The organism is Micromonospora sp. NPDC049662, from assembly GCF_040675055.1.
In the GTDB taxonomy this organism is placed as follows: domain Bacteria; phylum Actinomycetota; class Actinomycetes; order Mycobacteriales; family Micromonosporaceae; genus Micromonospora.
This window is the reverse complement of record NZ_JBFAOC010000002.1, coordinates 82586-97499: the sequence shown is the minus strand read 5'-3', so window position 1 is coordinate 97499 and position 14914 is coordinate 82586. Positions and strand designations below refer to the sequence as shown.

Below are 14914 nucleotides of genomic sequence, written 5' to 3'. Positions count from 1 at the left end.
AAGGAAGGGCCCCTTACTAACGCTATGCGTTAGTAAGGGGCCCTTCCTTTCACGCTCAGCGCGCCGGGAACTGCTTGTCGAGGGCGATGTTGAGTTCCAGCACGTTCACGCCGGGCGCACCCATGAAGCCGAGCCCCCGCCCGTCGGTGTGCTCCTCGACGAGCTTGCGGACCACCGCCGGGTCCGCGCCGCGCTCCCGCGCGACCCGGTTCACCTGCAACTCGGCGTACGCCGGGCTGATCTGCGGGTCGAGACCGCTGGCGCTGGCGGTGACCGCGTCGGCGGGCACCGCCGGGTCGGCCGGCGCGTCGCCCCGGATCGGGGTGACCACTCCGCCCGCGGCCACGTAGTCCTCGCCGGGCTTGGCCAGCTCCACAGTGACCCCCTGGTACGAGGGAACGAACGGCGTCGCCGGGGCGACCTGGTTGACGCTGACCACCCGGGTGACCGGGCCGGTCAGGCCGTCGGCGCGGAACACCGCGAGTACGGCGCCCACCCCGTCGTCGGTGCAGAACGGACGCCGACCGTCGACGCCGTTCAGCTCGCCGACCGCCTTGCTGCGCCCGCAGACCTGGGTGAGCAGGCTCTCGCTGGACTCCTCCGGGTCGGTGGCGATGGTGTCGACGACGCTCTCCGGGCCGAGGTTGCTGGCCGAGGTGGACGTCGGGTCGTAGCCGTCGCCGGCGGCCGACGGGCGGGACTGGAAGTAGCGGGCGACGGGGTTGCCGTCCGCGTCGGTGAAGGACTGGCCGATCAGCGAACTGCCAATGGTGGTGCCGCCCGAGGTGATCAGCGAACCGTCGGCCTTGTGGTTGAGGCCGGGTAGTTGGCCGAGCGCGACCAGGGCCAGCGGGTAGACCAGGCCGAGCAGCACCGTGAAGACGAGCAGGGCGCGCAGGGCGGCGAGGTGTTGGGCGATCCAGGTGGGTAGACGCATCACGAAATCCCCGGGATGAACTGGATGAGCAGGTCGATGATCTTGATCCCGATGAACGGCACGATGATGCCGCCCAGCCCGTAGACCAGCAGGTTGCGGCTGAGCAGCTTCGACGCGGCGGCCGGCCGGTACCGCACGCCGCGCAGGGCGAGCGGGATCAGCGCGATGATCACCAGGGCGTTGAAGATGACGGCGGACAGGATCGCCGACTCCGGGCTGGCCAGCCGCATGATGTTCAGCGCGTCCAGGCTCGGGTAGAGGCCGGCGAACATGGCCGGGATGATCGCGAAGTACTTCGCGATGTCGTTGGAGATGCTGAACGTGGTCAGCGCTCCCCGGGTGATCAGCAACTGCTTGCCGATCTCCACGATCTCGATCAGCTTGGTCGGGTCGGAGTCGAGGTCGACCATGTTGCCGGCCTCCTTGGCGGCCGACGTACCGGTGTTCATCGCCACCCCGACGTCGGCCTGGGCGAGCGCCGGCGCGTCGTTGGTGCCGTCACCGGTCATCGCGACCAGCCGACCACCCTCCTGCTCCCGCTTGATCAGCGCGAGCTTGTCCTCCGGCGTCGCCTCGGCCAGGAAGTCGTCCACTCCGGCCTCATCGGCGATGGCCTTCGCGGTACGGGGGTTGTCACCGGTGATCATCACGGTCCGGATGCCCATCCGGCGCATCTCGTCGAACCGCTCGCGCATGCCGGACTTGACCACGTCCTTGAGGTGGATGACACCGAGCGCGCGGGCGGGCTGACCGTCGACGTGTTCGGCGACGACGAGCGGGGTGCCGCCGGTGCCGCTGATCGCGTCCACGATCTCGCCGACCTGCTCGGTCGGGTGACCGCCGTTCTCCCGTACCCACTTCATGACCGCTGCGGCGGCGCCCTTGCGGACCCGGCGGGCCGTGCCCGACGCGCCACCGTCGACGCTGGCGTCCGGGGTCAGGTCGACACCGCTCATCCGGGTCTGCGCGGTGAACGGTACGAAGGTGGCGTGCGGCATGACGCCGGGCTCGCGTTCGCGGAGCCCGAACTCGTTCTTCGCCAGGACGACCACCGAGCGCCCCTCCGGGGTCTCGTCGGCCAGGCTGGAGAGCTGCGCGGCGTCGGCCACGGTCGCGGCGTCGACGCCCTCGACCGGGACGAACTCGGCGGCCTGCCGGTTGCCCAACGTGATGGTGCCGGTCTTGTCCAGCAGCAGGGTGTTGACGTCGCCGGCCGCCTCGACGGCCCGACCGCTCATGGCCAGCACGTTGCGCTGGACGAGGCGGTCCATGCCGGCGATGCCGATGGCCGACAGCAGCGCGCCGATGGTGGTGGGGATCAGGCAGACCAGCAGCGAGACCAGCACGACGCCGGTCACACCGGAGCCGTTGATCGCCCCGCTGTCCGGTGCGGCGGCCTGGTACGCCTTGGAGAAGATCGCCAGCGGCTGGAGGGTGACCACGGCCAGCAGGAAGATGACCGTGAGCGCGGCGAGCAGGATGTTCAGCGCGATCTCGTTCGGCGTTTTCTGCCGGTTGGCGCCCTCGACCAGGGCGATCATCCGATCGATGAAGCTCTCGCCGGGCTTCTGGGTGATCTTCACGATGATCCGGTCGGAGAGCACCTTGGTGCCGCCGGTGACCGCGCTGCGGTCGCCGCCGGACTCGCGGATGACCGGGGCCGACTCGCCGGTGATGGCCGACTCGTCGACGCTGGCGATGCCCTCGACGATGTCGCCGTCGCCGGGGATGATCCCGCCGGCCTCGATCAGGACGATGTCGCCCTGGCGTAGCTCCGGCGCGGGCACGGCCTCGTCGCGGTAGGTGTTGGCCCGCGCGCCGGGCTTCCAGTCGACCAGCCGGGTGGCGATGGTGTCCTGCTTGGCCTGCCGCAGGGCGGCTGCCTGGGCCTTGCCCCGACCCTCGGCGACCGCCTCGGCCAGGTTGGCGAAGATCACGGTCAGCCACAGCCAGGCGGTGATCGCCCAGGCGAACACCGACGGGTCGGTCACCGCCAGGACGGTGGTGAAGGCCGCACCGACCTCGACGATCAGCATCACCGGGTTGCGCCACAGGCTGGCCGGGTTGAGCTTGCGTACGGCGTCCGGCAGGGACCGGACGAGCTGCTTGGGGTCGAGCAGGCCTCCACCGATCCGGTTGCCCTGCGTTGCCGGGCTGCCGGGAAGCTGCTCTGTCGGGGCGGACGTGACGGACATGTCCTCGTTCCTCATGATGGTCAGAGCCCTTCTGCCAGCGGGCCGAGCGCGAGCGCGGGCAGGAAGGTCAGCGCGACGAGGACCACCGTGACGCCGACGACCATCCCGATGAACAGCGGTCGGTGGGTCGGCAGGGTGCCCTCGGACGCGGGGGTGGGTGCCTGGCGGGCCAGCGAGCCGGCCAACGCGAGCACGAAGATGATCGGCAGGAACCGGCCGAGCAGCATGCACAACCCGAGTGCGGTGTTCCACCAGGCCGTGTTGACCGTGATGCCCGCGAAGGCGGAGCCGTTGTTGTTGCTGGCCGAGGTGAACGCGTACAGCACCTCGGAGAGGCCGTGCGGCCCGACGTTGAGCGCCGTGGAGTTGTTTCCGGTGGCGAACGCCGCAGCCGTGCCGACGAGCACCAGGATCGGCGTGATCAGAAAGTAGAGCGAGGCGAACTTGATCTCCCGCGACCCGATCTTCTTGCCCAGGTACTCGGGGGTGCGACCGACCATCAGCCCCGCCACGAAGACCGTGATCACCGCGAGGATCAGCAGGCCGTACAGGCCGGAACCGGTACCGCCGGGCGCGACCTCGCCGAGCATCATGTTGCCCAGCAGCATCCCGCCACCGAGCGAGGTGAACGAGTCGTGGAACGAGTTCACCGCACCGGTCGAGGTGAGCGTGGTGGCGGCGGCGAAGGTGGCCGAGTTGGAGACGTCGAACCGCACCTCCTTGCCCTCCATCGCCGCGCCGACCGCCTGCGGGACCGTGCCGTGGCCGGCCAGCTCGAAGATGTTGGTGATGGCGACGCTGAGGAAGGCGAGGATGCCCATCACCGCGGCGATGGCGTAGCCCTGCCGGTTCTGCCCGACCATCCGGCCGAAGACCCGGGGCAGGCTGAACGGGATCAGCAGGATCAGGAAGATCTCCAGCCAGTTCGTCCAGGTGGTGGGGTTCTCGAACGGGTGGGCGCTGTTGACGTTGTAGAAGCCGCCGCCGTTGGTGCCCAGCTCCTTGATCACTTCCTGGCCGGCGACCGGGCCACCGGTGATCGTCTGGGTGCCGCCGGTCAGCGTGCTCACATCGGTGCCGGCGGACAGGTTCTGCACCACTCCGCCGATCATCAGCACGACTGCGCCGAGGACCGCGATCGGCACCAGGATCCGCAGCACGATCCGGGTCAGGTCGACCCAGAAGTTGCCGAGCTGCCCGGTGCGGCTGCGGGCGAAGCCGCGGACCAACGCGACCGCCACCGCGATGCCGACCGCCGCCGAGACGAAGTTCTGCACCGCCAGACCGGCCATCTGCACGAGGTGGCCCATGGTCGACTCACCCGAGTACCACTGCCAGTTCGTGTTGGTCACGAACGAGACGGCAGTGTTCCACGCGCCGTGGGTCATCACCGGGTCGAAGCCCAGCGACAGCCACAGGTGGTTCTGCACCCGCTGAAACAGGTACAGGAACAGGATCGAGACGGCCGAGAACGCGAGCACGCTGCGGGCGTACACGCCCCAGGTCTGCTCGGCGGCCGGGTCGACGCCGACCAGGCGGTAGATCCCCCGCTCGACGCGCGACTGCTTCGTCCCGGAAACGACCCGGAACATGTAGTCGCCGAACGGCTTGTAGACGGCGACGAGCGCCGCCACCAGCGTCAGCACGAAGATGACGCCCGCTGTTGTCATGGTCATCAGAAGCGCTCCGGGAACAGCAGGGCGAACACCAGGAACGCGCCCAGGACGATCGCGAGCACCAGACCGACGGCGTTGACCGCGTTCACAGCTTCTCCACCGCCCGGACCACCAGGGCGAGCACTGCGAACAGCGCCACCGTGAGGACCACGAACACCACGTCAGACACGCTGACTCCTCTTACCGGAAAGGTTCGTCGCGACCGCCTTCCGGTCGCGCCGGGCAAGCAAAGCCCACGTGCGCCTCAGACGGCACGGGCCATAACGCGACCATGACGGCGGCGAACCTTTTCTTGACGCGGTTTTCACGCACGCACCTGATCAGGTGAAATGCGGCACAAACCCGACGGTCCGAGACCGAGGAGAGGAGCCGGGCCGGTCAGGCCGGGCGGCGGGCCACCAGCACGTCGCGCATGATCGACTGGTCCACCCGGTGCCGCAACGCGCGGTAGGGCTCGTCATCGACCACGGTCAGGCCGGCGTCGGCCAGCGCCGCCGCCGCGTCGTCCCGGCTCGCGACGTGGGTGTTCCACGAGATGCCGAGCGCGCCGCCGGGCCGTAGCAACCGCGCCCAGACCGGCGCGGCGTCCGCGAGCAGCGCCAGCGGGTCGCGCGACAGACCCTGATCGGCGGTACGACTGCCGTGCTGTACGCCGTACGGGGCGTCGGCTACCACCACGTCGACGGTCTCCGGCCGGAAGAACTCGCCCGCCCGGGTGGTGTCGGCGTTGACCACGTCCAGCAACTGCGTGCGGCCCGCCTTGTGCTCCTCGCGGGTCGGGGCCAGCTCGATGCGTACCCGCCGGCCGACCACCTTGCGCTCGCGCCGCACCGGCCCCGATTCCAGCACCCGGTGCTTCACGCGCTTCTGCTTCAGCCAGGTGGTGACGAAGGCCCGGTACGCCTCGACGTCCTTCTGGTCGCGCTCGATCCCCGCCGCGTCGAAGCCGTACATCAGCGCCTGGTTGAGGGTGGTGCCCCGACCGCAGAGCGGGTCGAGCACCCGGAACCGACGGTCGGTCAGCTCGCCGGCCCAGTCCGACGCGAGCAGGGTGACGTTGAGCAGCAGCTTGGTGAACTGCTCGTTGGTCTTGCCCACGTACTTCTGGATGGTGAGCAGGTCGTCGTCGTACCGGTCCAGCCGGCTCCACTCGACCGGGCGCAGCAGGTCACCGACGATCTCGAACAGCGCGTACCCGGCGGAGAGGTTGCCCAGGACGGCCAGATCCCGCTCGGTCAGCCCGTCACCCGCGAACGTGACGTACGTCGCGCCGCCGACGACCTCGGTGTCCAGCTCGCCGATCCGGCCGTCGAGCGCCGAGCGGCCGAAGATCTCCAGCTCGGCCCGGGTGAGGTCGATGGCGGATCGGGCGTACACCCGGTTGGTGGCGGGCAGGATCAGCAGGCCGTAGCGCGTCATGATCGGGCGAGTATTCCACAACGGGTGACGACCGCCGGGAACCGGAGCGACGCGCGGACCGACTACCCACACATGGGGTGTGAGCAGTGGCGGGAGATCCTGTCCGCGCAGTTGGACGGGGAGGAGACCGCCGACGAACGGGCGGCGGCGCAGGGGCACCTGGACGAGTGCGCCACGTGCCGGGCCTGGTTCGCGACGGCGGCGGCGGTGACGCGCCGCGTTCGTACCCGATTGGTCACTGATGTCCCCGACCGGACCGACGCGATCATGGCCGCCATCGGCGGCGCTGCCGGGGCCGGGGCGGACGACGCGCCGGCGGCCCGCCGGTCGCGGTGGCGGCTCCACCTGCCCGGACGCGGCACCCTGGTCGTCGGGCTGCGCGCGGCGCTCGGGCTGCTCGGCGCGGTCCAACTGGTGCTCGGCCTCGCCCAGGTGGGCCGGGGAGCGGCCGCGGAGCACCTGCACGCCTCCGGCCAGCACCTGTGGCACGAGTCGGCCGCCTGGAACGTGGCGGTCGGGGCCGGCTTCCTCTTCGTGGCGGTACGCCGCAGCCCACCGGCGGGTCTGCTGCCGATGCTCAGCGCGTTCGTCGGCACCCTGTTGCTGCTCTCGGTCAACGACCTGGCCACCGGGTCGGTGAGCGGGGAGCGGCTGGTCAGCCACGGCTTCCTGGTGGTCGGCTACCTGATCACCGTGCTGCTGTCCCGTCCCGGGCTGCGTCCCGGCGGGCCCGCGCCGCAGCGGCAGCCCACGCCGTCGCGCTGGCGCTTCGGCACCGAGGAGGGCGAACGGCCGCTGCGGGTGGTCAACGCGGGGGCGTACCCCGGGCAGGCCGCCGACCGGCACGCTGCCCCGGCGGCGCGGACCGGTCGGGCCACGCGCGCAGACCGGACGGGCGACCGCCAGGCGGCCTGAGCCGGGCAGGGTCGCCGCCCGGGAGGCGGAGCGTCGCCCGAGAGGCCTGCCGTCCGTCGGGCGTTGCCCGCGGGGCCTGCTCCGCTGTCGGGCGTCGTCCCCAAGGACCTGCCCGCTGTGGGGCGGGTGACTAGGCGCGGGGGTCGACCGGGCCCAGCGGCTCGTCGGCGGCGATGACCTGCGGGATGACCTGTTCGACGATGGCCAGCAGCGTGGTGGTGAGCAGCAGGTGGACCTGGGCGCGGGTCAACGCGCCGCGCTGGAGCCACTCCCGGGCGGTGGACGTCGCCAGCCCGCAGTACGCCCGGACCATTCCCCGCAACTCCTCGTGGTCCTCGGCCTCGTCGGCCAGCCCGACGGCGACCAGCATCCGGTCCGCGGCGACCTCCTCGGCCTCGGCGAGCACCCGCTCCACGTCGGCGTCGCCGCCCATCCCCCGGGCGGTGACCGCCGCGAGCCACGACGTGCTGTGCCGGGACACCACGTCGAGGAACCACGAGACGCTGGCGTCAACCCGGTTCCGCAGATCACCCTTGGGCAGTCGTTCGAGGGCGACCTCCGGAATGGTCACCATGACCCGGACCACCTCCAGGTAGAGGTCCTTCTTGGTGCCGAAGTAGTGGTTGACCAGCCCTCGGGCGACGCCCGCCTCCCGGGCCACGTCGGTGGTCGACACGTCGGCGTACGGCTGCTCGCCGAACAGGCGGACCGCGCAGGCCAGGATCTGGCCGCGCCGGGCGTCCGGCTCCAGCCGGCGGCGGCGGGGAGCGGTCTCGACACTCATCTGCCCGACCCTAGCGGCAGCGCCCGGCCGGCCACGCCCTCGCCATGATCACGCTAGGTAACGAGTTCGTGCGGCTCTCCAGTGGCAATAAACCAAAAGTCCAGAGTGCCGTTTTAGCCTCTGTAGTGCCCCATCCTGGCGATGTATCCGCAGGGCTCGCCAGGGCACCACGGCCCCGGGCCGTCGGCCGACATGCCGGCTGACGCCTGGCGCACCAAGCAAGGGAGCACAACTGTGGTTTCTCGACGTCGAGTCCTCTCCGGCGCGGCCGGCGCGGCGGTGGGTCTGTCGGCCGCCGGCACGTTCGCCGGCTCCGCGACGGCAGCACCGGCCACCTCCGCCGAAGTGACATCTCCGCTGGCCGCTCGGCGCGGTCGCCTGATGAGCAGGACGGTGGTGACCTCGCCGGCCATCCCGCTGACCCACCTGTCCATCCGGCACGGCGGCCCCTCGGCGGCGGTACGCCTGCGCACCGGCAAGGGGTGGAGCGACTGGCTGGAGCTGAACGCGTGCCAGAACGGCCGGGACGGCGGCCGGCCAGCGGCCCGCTCGAACGTCGTGGTCGCCAACGGCGCGACCGCGTACGAGGTGCAGACCGCCGACGGCTCCGACGCCACCGTCGCCGAGCTGAACACGGTCGACGGGCCCCGGCGGACGGTCGCCAACCCGCGAACGAACAACCTTCCGGTTCCGCGAGGTGGCCGGAAGCCGACGTACCTGCCCCGATCCCGGTGGGGTGCGGACGAGTCGCTGCGCCTCGCCGACGACGGCAGCGAACTGTGGCCGGCCGAGTTCTTTCCGGTGCAGACGCTGACCGTCCACCACAGCGGCGTGTACGAGCACAACGAGGACCCGGACCCGGCCGCGACGGTCCGTGCCATCTACTACGACCAGTGCGTCCTCCAGGAGTTCGGCGACATCGGCTATCACCTGCTGATCGACGAGGCGGGGCGGATCTACGAGGGCCGCTACTCCGATCCGGGACCCCTCCCGGTGTACGGGCCGGGCCTCGGCAGCGACCGCCGGCCGCTCATGGTCAACGCGGCGCACGTCGGCGGCTACAACGCCGGCAACATCGGCGTCTGCCTGCTGGGCCGGTTCACGTCCCGCCAGCCCAGCGCCGCCGCGCACCGGTCATTGGTGTTCGTCCTGGCGGGCCTCGCCGCCGCGGGTCGACTCGCCCCCGCCGGCCGGACCGACTACGTCAACCCGGTCAGCGGAGCGAGTGGCACGGTCGACGTCATCTCCGGGCACCGGGACTGGGCAACCATCGGGGCCGACCCGACCGAGTGCCCCGGCGACGCCTTCCACCCGTACCTCGGCACCCTGCGCCAGGAGGTGGCGGTGCTGCTGAGCCAGTTCCCGACCCCGCCGAAGCACCCGCGCTAGGAGACCCGCGCCCCACCGTCTCCGTCTCGATTCCGTCTCCCCCGACGCCCGGCGGAGGCGGTGGGGCGTGCGCACCTTCCGGGCAGTGATCACTTGATGCTCACCAGTTCGGCGGGCGTTCCTGGCAACTGGTGAGCATCAAGTGATCACCGGAGCCGGTGACGGCGGACCAGGTGTCGGCCGAGGTGCCGCAGGTTTGACGGCTCGGAGTAGAGCGCCGCGTTGATCGCACCGACCGCCACTCCCGGCGCGCGCTGCACCCGGTCGACGTCCCGCACCACCCGGCCGATCAACGTCAGCCGACACCGCAGGTCGAACAGCTCCCGCCGTGCGCAGTGCAACGCAGTCTCCAGTCCCCCGACCCGCTCCCGCAACCACGCCAACTCCGTCGCCTGGTCCATCACGCCCACCTCTCGCCGCACCGCGCCACCACCCGATCGCTTCTCGGACCGTCACGTTCACCCTCACCCATCCGGAAGGGCTGCGCAAGTAGGTAGACCTAATTCGGCATGCCTGATCGCCCTACCGTCAGGTAATGGGTGAAGTCCCGGGTCCACTGGTCGGTCCGCACGAGGTGCAAGACCTGCTCGGCGTGAGCCGGACCCGCATGCGCCAGCTCATCCGCTACCCGACTTTCCCCGCCCCGTTCCAGAGACTGCACGGCACCACGGTCTGGCTGCGTGCTGACGTGGAGGCGTGGATCGCCGAGCACCGCCCGCCCCGCCCGACCGACGGCGACGAGGCCGAGTAGCACCCATCTGGCGGCTGATCCACACGAGATCGCCGACCTGGGCGTATCCGATCGCCTGAATACCGCCACATCGCCAATCTGGAGTGGATCACCCCGTGCGGGGGTCCATGAGGGTCGCATGCGGGCTTAGTAGCCCTCCCTCACCGACCGCGTGAACGTCACGTCTCCGAACTCGAACACCGCTTGAGCGACCGCCTCTGCCTCTGTCGAATGGCACGTGTCCGTCAAGACCTGCCAGTCGCCCGTGCAGTAGAAGACGTAGAAGTCCGCGTCGGCCTCGTCGTAGCGAGCGATCGCGAGATGGGCGACAACCTCCGCGAAGTTGCTGACGGAGTGCCGTGTCGCCCCGGTCGCCAACTGCCCCGGCGCGAGGCTGGCGACCAGCGTGACCTGGGCTCCGTCGAGCCGGGCCGGCGGCATTGCTCTCATGGCACGATCCTCACCCGGGCAGGCCGCTTGATCGACTCGATTTCCTGCAAGGCGGGGTGTCCTGCTCGGGCGGATGGCCCGACTTCATGGAAGCGGAGTCGATCAAGGCGTTGAGGGCTTATTGACATGCTGCCAACAGGGCGCGAGGGTGGTGCCATGCCCACGCCCGACGGCTCCCCCGCGCCCTGGCGGCGGCCCGAACACGACGACCTCGCCGAGCTGGCCCGCGCCTTCTTCACCAAGGAGGTGCTGCCGCACTCCGAACGGCTGCTGGCGCAGGGGCACCCGGACCGCGAGCACTACCGCCGCGCGGGTGAGCTGGGACTGCTCGGCCCGTCGGTGCCCGAGGAGTACGGCGGCGGGGGCGGCGACTTCACCCACGAGGCCGTGGTGCTGCACGAGCAGGCGTACGCCGGGGAGGGCAGCCTCGGGTTGGCCGTACACAGTGGCATCGTCACCGGCTACCTCGTGGCGTACGGCAGCGAGGAGCAGAAGCGGCGGTGGCTGCCCGGCCTGTGCGGCGGTGAACTGGTGGGCGCGATCGCGATGACCGAGCCGGACGGCGGCTCGGACCTTCAGGCGATGCGGACGCGGGCGGTCCGTGACGGCGACGACTACCTGGTCAGCGGCGCGAAGACGTTCATCACCAACGGCGGTCTGGCCGACCTGGTCATCGTGGCGGTCAAGACCGACCCCGAGCAACGGGCGGCCGGCATCTCACTGCTGGTCTGCGAGGTGGGTGGGGACCCGGAGGGGTTCCGTCGCGGCCGGCTGCTGTCCAAGATCGGGCTGCACGCCAACGACACGGCCGAGCTGTTCTTCGACGAGTTCCGGGTGCCGGCGGCCAACCTGCTCGGCGGCGTCGAGGGGCTGGGCTTCGTCCAGATGATGCAGCAGCTTCCGCAGGAGCGCCTGGTCATCGGCGTCGGCGCGGTGGCGGCCATGGAACGGGCGGTGGCGCTGACCGTCGCGTACGCCAAGGAGCGCACCGCCTTCGGCAAGCCGCTGATGGGCCACCAGAACACCCGGATGGTGCTCGCGGAGTGTGCGACGCGTACCCGGGTCAGTCGGGTCTTCCTGGACGACTGCGTCGTCCGGCACACGCGCGGCGACCTGGACGTCGCCACGGCCGCGATGGCCAAGTCGTGGCTCACCGACGGGCAGTGCGAGGTCGTCGACCGGTGCCTCCAGGTCTTCGGCGGGTACGGCTACACGACGGAGTACCCGATCGCCCGCATGTACGCCGACGCCCGGGTACAGAAGATCTACGGCGGCACCAACGAGATCATGAAGGAGCTGATCGCCCGTGCCCTCTGAGGCGTCCACGCGCGGCACGGACGGATCGTCGCGGGGCGGACCGCTGGCCGGCGTACGGGTGGTCGAGCTGGCCAGTCTCGCGCCGGCGCCGTTCGGCTGCATGGTGCTCGCCGACCTCGGAGCGGACGTGGTGCGCGTCGACCGGCCGGGTGGCCCGGGGGCCGGTCGGCTGGCCGCGCCGAGCGGAGGACCGTTGCAGCGCGGCCGGCGGCTGACCGCGCTGGACCTGAAGTCCCCGACCGGTGTGGCGGACCTGCTGCGTCTCGTCGAGCGGGCGGACGTGCTGGTCGAGGCGTACCGGCCGGGGGTCGCCGAGCGCCTCGGCTTCGGCCCGGACGTCTGCCGGGACCGCAACCCCCGCCTGGTGTACGCGCGAATGACCGGCTGGGGTCAGGACGGCCCGCTGGCCGCCCGCGCTGGCCACGACATCGACTACATCGCGGTCGCCGGAGCGCTGGAACCGTTGGGCCGGGCCGGTGAGCGCCCGCACGCGCCGTTGAACCTGATCGGCGACTTCGCCGGTGGCGGCATGCTGCTGGCCGTGGGCGTGTTGGCCGCGCTGCTCGAACGGGAGCGCTCGGGCCTCGGCCAGGTCGTCGACGCGGCCATGGTCGACGGTTCGGCGCTGCTCACCTCGTTCCTGCACGGGCTGCTCGGCACCGGCCGGTGGGCGGCCCCGCGGGGGCGGAACCTGCTCGACGGAGGAGCGCCCTTCTACGACACGTACGCCACGGCCGACGGTGGCTTCATGGCCGTCGGGGCGCTGGAACCGGCGTTCTACGGCGAACTGCTGGCCGGTCTCGGCCTCGCCGACGCGGACCTGCCCCACCAGTACGACCCGCGCGGCTGGGACGAGCTGCGCAGGCGGCTCACCGAACGGTTCGCCGAGCGGACGCGCGACGAGTGGACGGCGATCTTCGCCGACCGGGATGCCTGTGTCGCCCCGGTGCTCGCCCCCGGCGACGCGCACCGGCACCCGCACAACGCGGCCCGGGGGACGTTCGTCGAGGTGGACGGCGAGGTCCAACCGGCACCGGCGCCGCGCTTCGACCGTACGCCGACGGGGCCGCCCGTCCCGGCGCCCGATCCGGAGCGGGACGCGTCGCCGGTCGAGGAGATCCTGACCACCTGGCCGTAGCCGGCGGGACAGCCGTGCCGGTGTCGCGTTGATACGGTCGTGCACCGACGGTCCGGGGGGAGTCAGTGCATGGGTACGGACAGTTGGAAGGGCCACGTCAACGGGATCCTGTACGGGGTCCAGTTCGACAGCGCGCTCGACGACGCGGTGGTGACCCGGGTCGCCGAAGGGGTGGACGCCGGGCTCTACCCGGGCGACCGGGCCGAGACGCGGGACGCGATCGATCAGGCGCTGCGCTGTTCGGGCCCGCTCAACGACCAGGCCGAGACCCCCCACAGCGAGGACGACATCCGCGCGTTCCTCCGCCGGCTGTCGGCCGCCCTGGCCGCCACCCCTTCCCAGAGTTGATCAAGAGGTTGGCGTCAGAAAACGGCTGCACCCTGACGCAAACCTCTTGATCACCGCCTAACGGGCGGGGTCGACCTTCCTGTTTTGGGTGTCCGGGGTGGGGGACGGCATGATCATGGTGGGGGCGGGTCGCTGTGGGCCGCCTGGGCCGAGGAGGTGCCGGTGCCGGACGCGGAGGACCTCGTCGCCGACGCGCTGGCGGCGGTGCGCGGCACCGACGTACGACAGACCGAACGGCAGCTCGACCGGCTGATGGTCGGCACCGGAACGGCGGACGGCGCGACGGCGGTGGACGCCGCCCTGGCGCGACGACTGATTCGCGGCCTCGGGCGGCTCTGGCCGCGCGGTTGGCAGCCGGTCGACGTACACCGGATCGTCCGGCGTCGGCTCGACGCCGGCGCGGCCCGACTGGTCCGCGACGCGCTGGCCGCGCAGCGACGCGAGCAGGCCGAGCCGGTCCCCGCCTGGTGGGACGACCAGCTCCGCGTGCTCGCCGCCCAGGACCGGGACGCCGCAGGCCAGGGCTCAAGCGCCGGCCAGGGCTCGAAGGCCAGCCGGGGCCGGGACGCCGGCCAGGGCTCGAAGGCCGGCCGGGACGTCGGCCCGGAGGACCTGGTGGCCGACTGGACCCGCGCGGAAGGGCTGGACCGGGTCGACGCGCTGCGCGCGGCGGTCGACGTACTCGCGCTGGTGGAGAGCCTGCCGCCGATCGCGGTGCTGCGCCCGCCGCCGGGCTCGACCGGAGCGGCGCTCCCCCGCGCCGCCGGTACGGCCCGCAGCGGGTCGCCGATGCTGGACCGGGTACGCGCGCTGCTGGCGAAGGCGGAGTCGACCACCTTCCCGGCCGAGGCGGAGGCGTTGACCGGCAAGGCGCAGGAGCTGATCGCCCGGCACAGCATCGACGAGGCGCTGCTGGCCGCCGGCACCGAGCGGGGCGAGCTGCCGAGCGGGGTGCGCCTGGGCGTCGAGACCCCGTACGCCGGGGCGAAGGCGCTGCTCGTGCAGGAGGTGGCGGCGGCGAACCGGTGTGAGGCGATCTGGTCCGACGACCTCGGCTTCACCACCGTGCTGGGGTGGCCGGCGGACCTCGTGGCGGTGGAGCTGCTCTACACGTCGCTGCTGGTGCAGGCGACGGCCGCGATGCTGCGCGGGCGGGCCGAGCGTCGACCGGGGTCGGGCCGCCGGACGAAGGTGTGGGACGAGTCCTTCCTCAACGCGTTCGCGCTGCGGATCGGTGAGCGGCTGCGCACGGCCACGGACGCGGCGACCGAGGCGGCGGGGCAGACGGAAGCCGGGGCGGATCGGTTGTTGCCGGTGCTCGCCGCGCGGGGCGAGGCGGTCCGGGAGCGGCTGGAGACGCTGTTCCCCGGCGTGACCCGGCACCGGCTCAGCGTGCGCGACGCCGAGGGCTGGTCGTCCGGCACCTCGGCCGCCGACCGGGCGTCCCTGGACGTCGGCGGCGGCTCCACGCCTCGGCAGGTGCCGGGCCGACCCTGATCCGCCCGGCGTGGGAGCGCCACGGCCGGACGTTTCTGCGATTTTCTTCGGTAGGCGGTAGGGAACGGGGTGACGGCTCCGACCCTCCGGTGAGCCGCACCCCAGCCGGGGCGCGACCA

At 71.6% G+C, this 14914-nt stretch carries 15 protein-coding genes; 7 read left to right on the top strand and 8 right to left on the bottom strand.

The genetic code is table 11. The features are described from left to right. Positions 1-55: 55 nt before the first annotated feature. From AB0J36_RS02300 to AB0J36_RS02280, 5 genes are all read right to left on the bottom strand, one after another. The gene (locus tag AB0J36_RS02300; RefSeq protein ID WP_357124115.1) at positions 56-937 is read right to left on the bottom strand and encodes a potassium-transporting ATPase subunit C; all 882 of its coding nucleotides are present in this window, start codon (positions 935-937) and stop codon (positions 56-58) included. Then, complete coding sequence (kdpB, locus tag AB0J36_RS02295; protein WP_357396324.1) at positions 937-3132, bottom strand: potassium-transporting ATPase subunit KdpB; 2196 nt, start codon at positions 3130-3132, stop codon at positions 937-939. Before kdpB ends, AB0J36_RS02300 begins: the two co-directional genes overlap by 1 nt. A gap of 20 nt (positions 3133-3152) precedes the next feature. Continuing rightward, positions 3153-4808, bottom strand: a complete 1656-nt coding sequence (gene kdpA / locus AB0J36_RS02290) for a potassium-transporting ATPase subunit KdpA (RefSeq protein ID WP_357396328.1) — start codon at positions 4806-4808, stop codon at positions 3153-3155. After that, entirely contained in the window at positions 4808-4897 is a 90-nt protein-coding gene (kdpF, locus tag AB0J36_RS02285) for a K(+)-transporting ATPase subunit F (protein ID WP_036390805.1), read from the bottom strand. The genes kdpA and kdpF overlap by 1 nt, the downstream gene beginning before the upstream one ends. A gap of 289 nt (positions 4898-5186) precedes the next feature. Continuing rightward, positions 5187-6227, bottom strand: a complete 1041-nt coding sequence (locus AB0J36_RS02280) for an SAM-dependent methyltransferase (protein ID WP_357124106.1) — start codon at positions 6225-6227, stop codon at positions 5187-5189. Between the two features lie 72 nt (positions 6228-6299). On the opposite strand from AB0J36_RS02280, the gene AB0J36_RS02275 reads away from it, so the two are divergent. Continuing rightward, positions 6300-7142 (top strand): zf-HC2 domain-containing protein, encoded by an 843-nt coding sequence (locus tag AB0J36_RS02275; RefSeq protein WP_357124672.1) that lies wholly within the window; start codon positions 6300-6302, stop codon positions 7140-7142. A gap of 130 nt (positions 7143-7272) precedes the next feature. Here AB0J36_RS02275 and AB0J36_RS02270 read toward each other — a convergent pair whose 3' ends face one another. Next, positions 7273-7926, bottom strand: coding sequence for a TetR/AcrR family transcriptional regulator (locus AB0J36_RS02270; RefSeq protein WP_357124104.1), 654 nt, complete (start codon positions 7924-7926; stop codon positions 7273-7275). Between the two features lie 234 nt (positions 7927-8160). On the opposite strand from AB0J36_RS02270, the gene AB0J36_RS02265 reads away from it, so the two are divergent. Continuing rightward, positions 8161-9315, top strand: a complete 1155-nt coding sequence (locus AB0J36_RS02265) for a peptidoglycan recognition family protein (RefSeq protein ID WP_357124101.1) — start codon at positions 8161-8163, stop codon at positions 9313-9315. A gap of 146 nt (positions 9316-9461) precedes the next feature. Here AB0J36_RS02265 and AB0J36_RS02260 read toward each other — a convergent pair whose 3' ends face one another. Further along, positions 9462-9716 (bottom strand): hypothetical protein, encoded by a 255-nt coding sequence (locus tag AB0J36_RS02260; RefSeq protein WP_357124098.1) that lies wholly within the window; start codon positions 9714-9716, stop codon positions 9462-9464. A 134-nt stretch (positions 9717-9850) separates the two neighbouring features. Here AB0J36_RS02260 and AB0J36_RS02255 point away from each other — a divergent pair, with 134 nt between their 5' ends. Beyond that, on the top strand, positions 9851-10066 hold the full coding sequence (locus AB0J36_RS02255) for an AlpA family phage regulatory protein (RefSeq protein ID WP_110564596.1): 216 nt from the start codon (positions 9851-9853) through the stop codon (positions 10064-10066). A 126-nt stretch (positions 10067-10192) separates the two neighbouring features. On the opposite strand, the gene AB0J36_RS02250 is transcribed toward AB0J36_RS02255, so the two are convergent. Next, positions 10193-10495 carry a hypothetical protein gene (locus AB0J36_RS02250; protein WP_357396332.1) on the bottom strand — a complete coding sequence of 101 codons (303 nt, stop codon included), beginning with the start codon at positions 10493-10495 and terminating at the stop codon, positions 10193-10195. 156 nt (positions 10496-10651) lie between these two features. Here AB0J36_RS02250 and AB0J36_RS02245 point away from each other — a divergent pair, with 156 nt between their 5' ends. The 4 genes from AB0J36_RS02245 (at position 10652) to AB0J36_RS02230 (ending at position 14795) form a co-directional block, all read left to right on the top strand. Continuing rightward, entirely contained in the window at positions 10652-11812 is a 1161-nt protein-coding gene (locus AB0J36_RS02245; protein ID WP_357124089.1) for an acyl-CoA dehydrogenase family protein, read from the top strand. After that, a complete protein-coding gene (locus AB0J36_RS02240; RefSeq protein WP_363660045.1) occupies positions 11802-12950 on the top strand; it encodes a CaiB/BaiF CoA-transferase family protein in 1149 nt (382 codons plus the stop codon). The genes AB0J36_RS02245 and AB0J36_RS02240 overlap by 11 nt, the downstream gene beginning before the upstream one ends. A 69-nt stretch (positions 12951-13019) precedes the next feature. After that, entirely contained in the window at positions 13020-13298 is a 279-nt protein-coding gene (locus AB0J36_RS02235; protein ID WP_363660044.1) for a hypothetical protein, read from the top strand. Between the two features lie 162 nt (positions 13299-13460). Next, on the top strand, positions 13461-14795 hold the full coding sequence (locus AB0J36_RS02230) for a DUF2786 domain-containing protein (RefSeq protein ID WP_357171963.1): 1335 nt from the start codon (positions 13461-13463) through the stop codon (positions 14793-14795). Positions 14796-14914 lie beyond the last annotated feature (119 nt).

Coding starts and splice junctions, on each gene's coding strand:
- AB0J36_RS02255 (WP_110564596.1), top strand. CDS start 9,851: ATGGGTGAAGTCCCGGGTCCACTGGTCGGTCCGCACGAGGTGCAAGAC.
- kdpA (WP_357396328.1), bottom strand. CDS start 4,808: ATGACCATGACAACAGCGGGCGTCATCTTCGTGCTGACGCTGGTGGCG.
- AB0J36_RS02270 (WP_357124104.1), bottom strand. CDS start 7,926: ATGAGTGTCGAGACCGCTCCCCGCCGCCGCCGGCTGGAGCCGGACGCC.
- AB0J36_RS02280 (WP_357124106.1), bottom strand. CDS start 6,227: ATGACGCGCTACGGCCTGCTGATCCTGCCCGCCACCAACCGGGTGTAC.
- AB0J36_RS02245 (WP_357124089.1), top strand. CDS start 10,652: ATGCCCACGCCCGACGGCTCCCCCGCGCCCTGGCGGCGGCCCGAACAC.
- kdpB (WP_357396324.1), bottom strand. CDS start 3,132: ATGTCCGTCACGTCCGCCCCGACAGAGCAGCTTCCCGGCAGCCCGGCA.
- AB0J36_RS02275 (WP_357124672.1), top strand. CDS start 6,300: ATGGGGTGTGAGCAGTGGCGGGAGATCCTGTCCGCGCAGTTGGACGGG.
- AB0J36_RS02250 (WP_357396332.1), bottom strand. CDS start 10,495: ATGAGAGCAATGCCGCCGGCCCGGCTCGACGGAGCCCAGGTCACGCTG.
- AB0J36_RS02300 (WP_357124115.1), bottom strand. CDS start 937: ATGCGTCTACCCACCTGGATCGCCCAACACCTCGCCGCCCTGCGCGCC.
- AB0J36_RS02235 (WP_363660044.1), top strand. CDS start 13,020: ATGGGTACGGACAGTTGGAAGGGCCACGTCAACGGGATCCTGTACGGG.
- AB0J36_RS02260 (WP_357124098.1), bottom strand. CDS start 9,716: ATGGACCAGGCGACGGAGTTGGCGTGGTTGCGGGAGCGGGTCGGGGGA.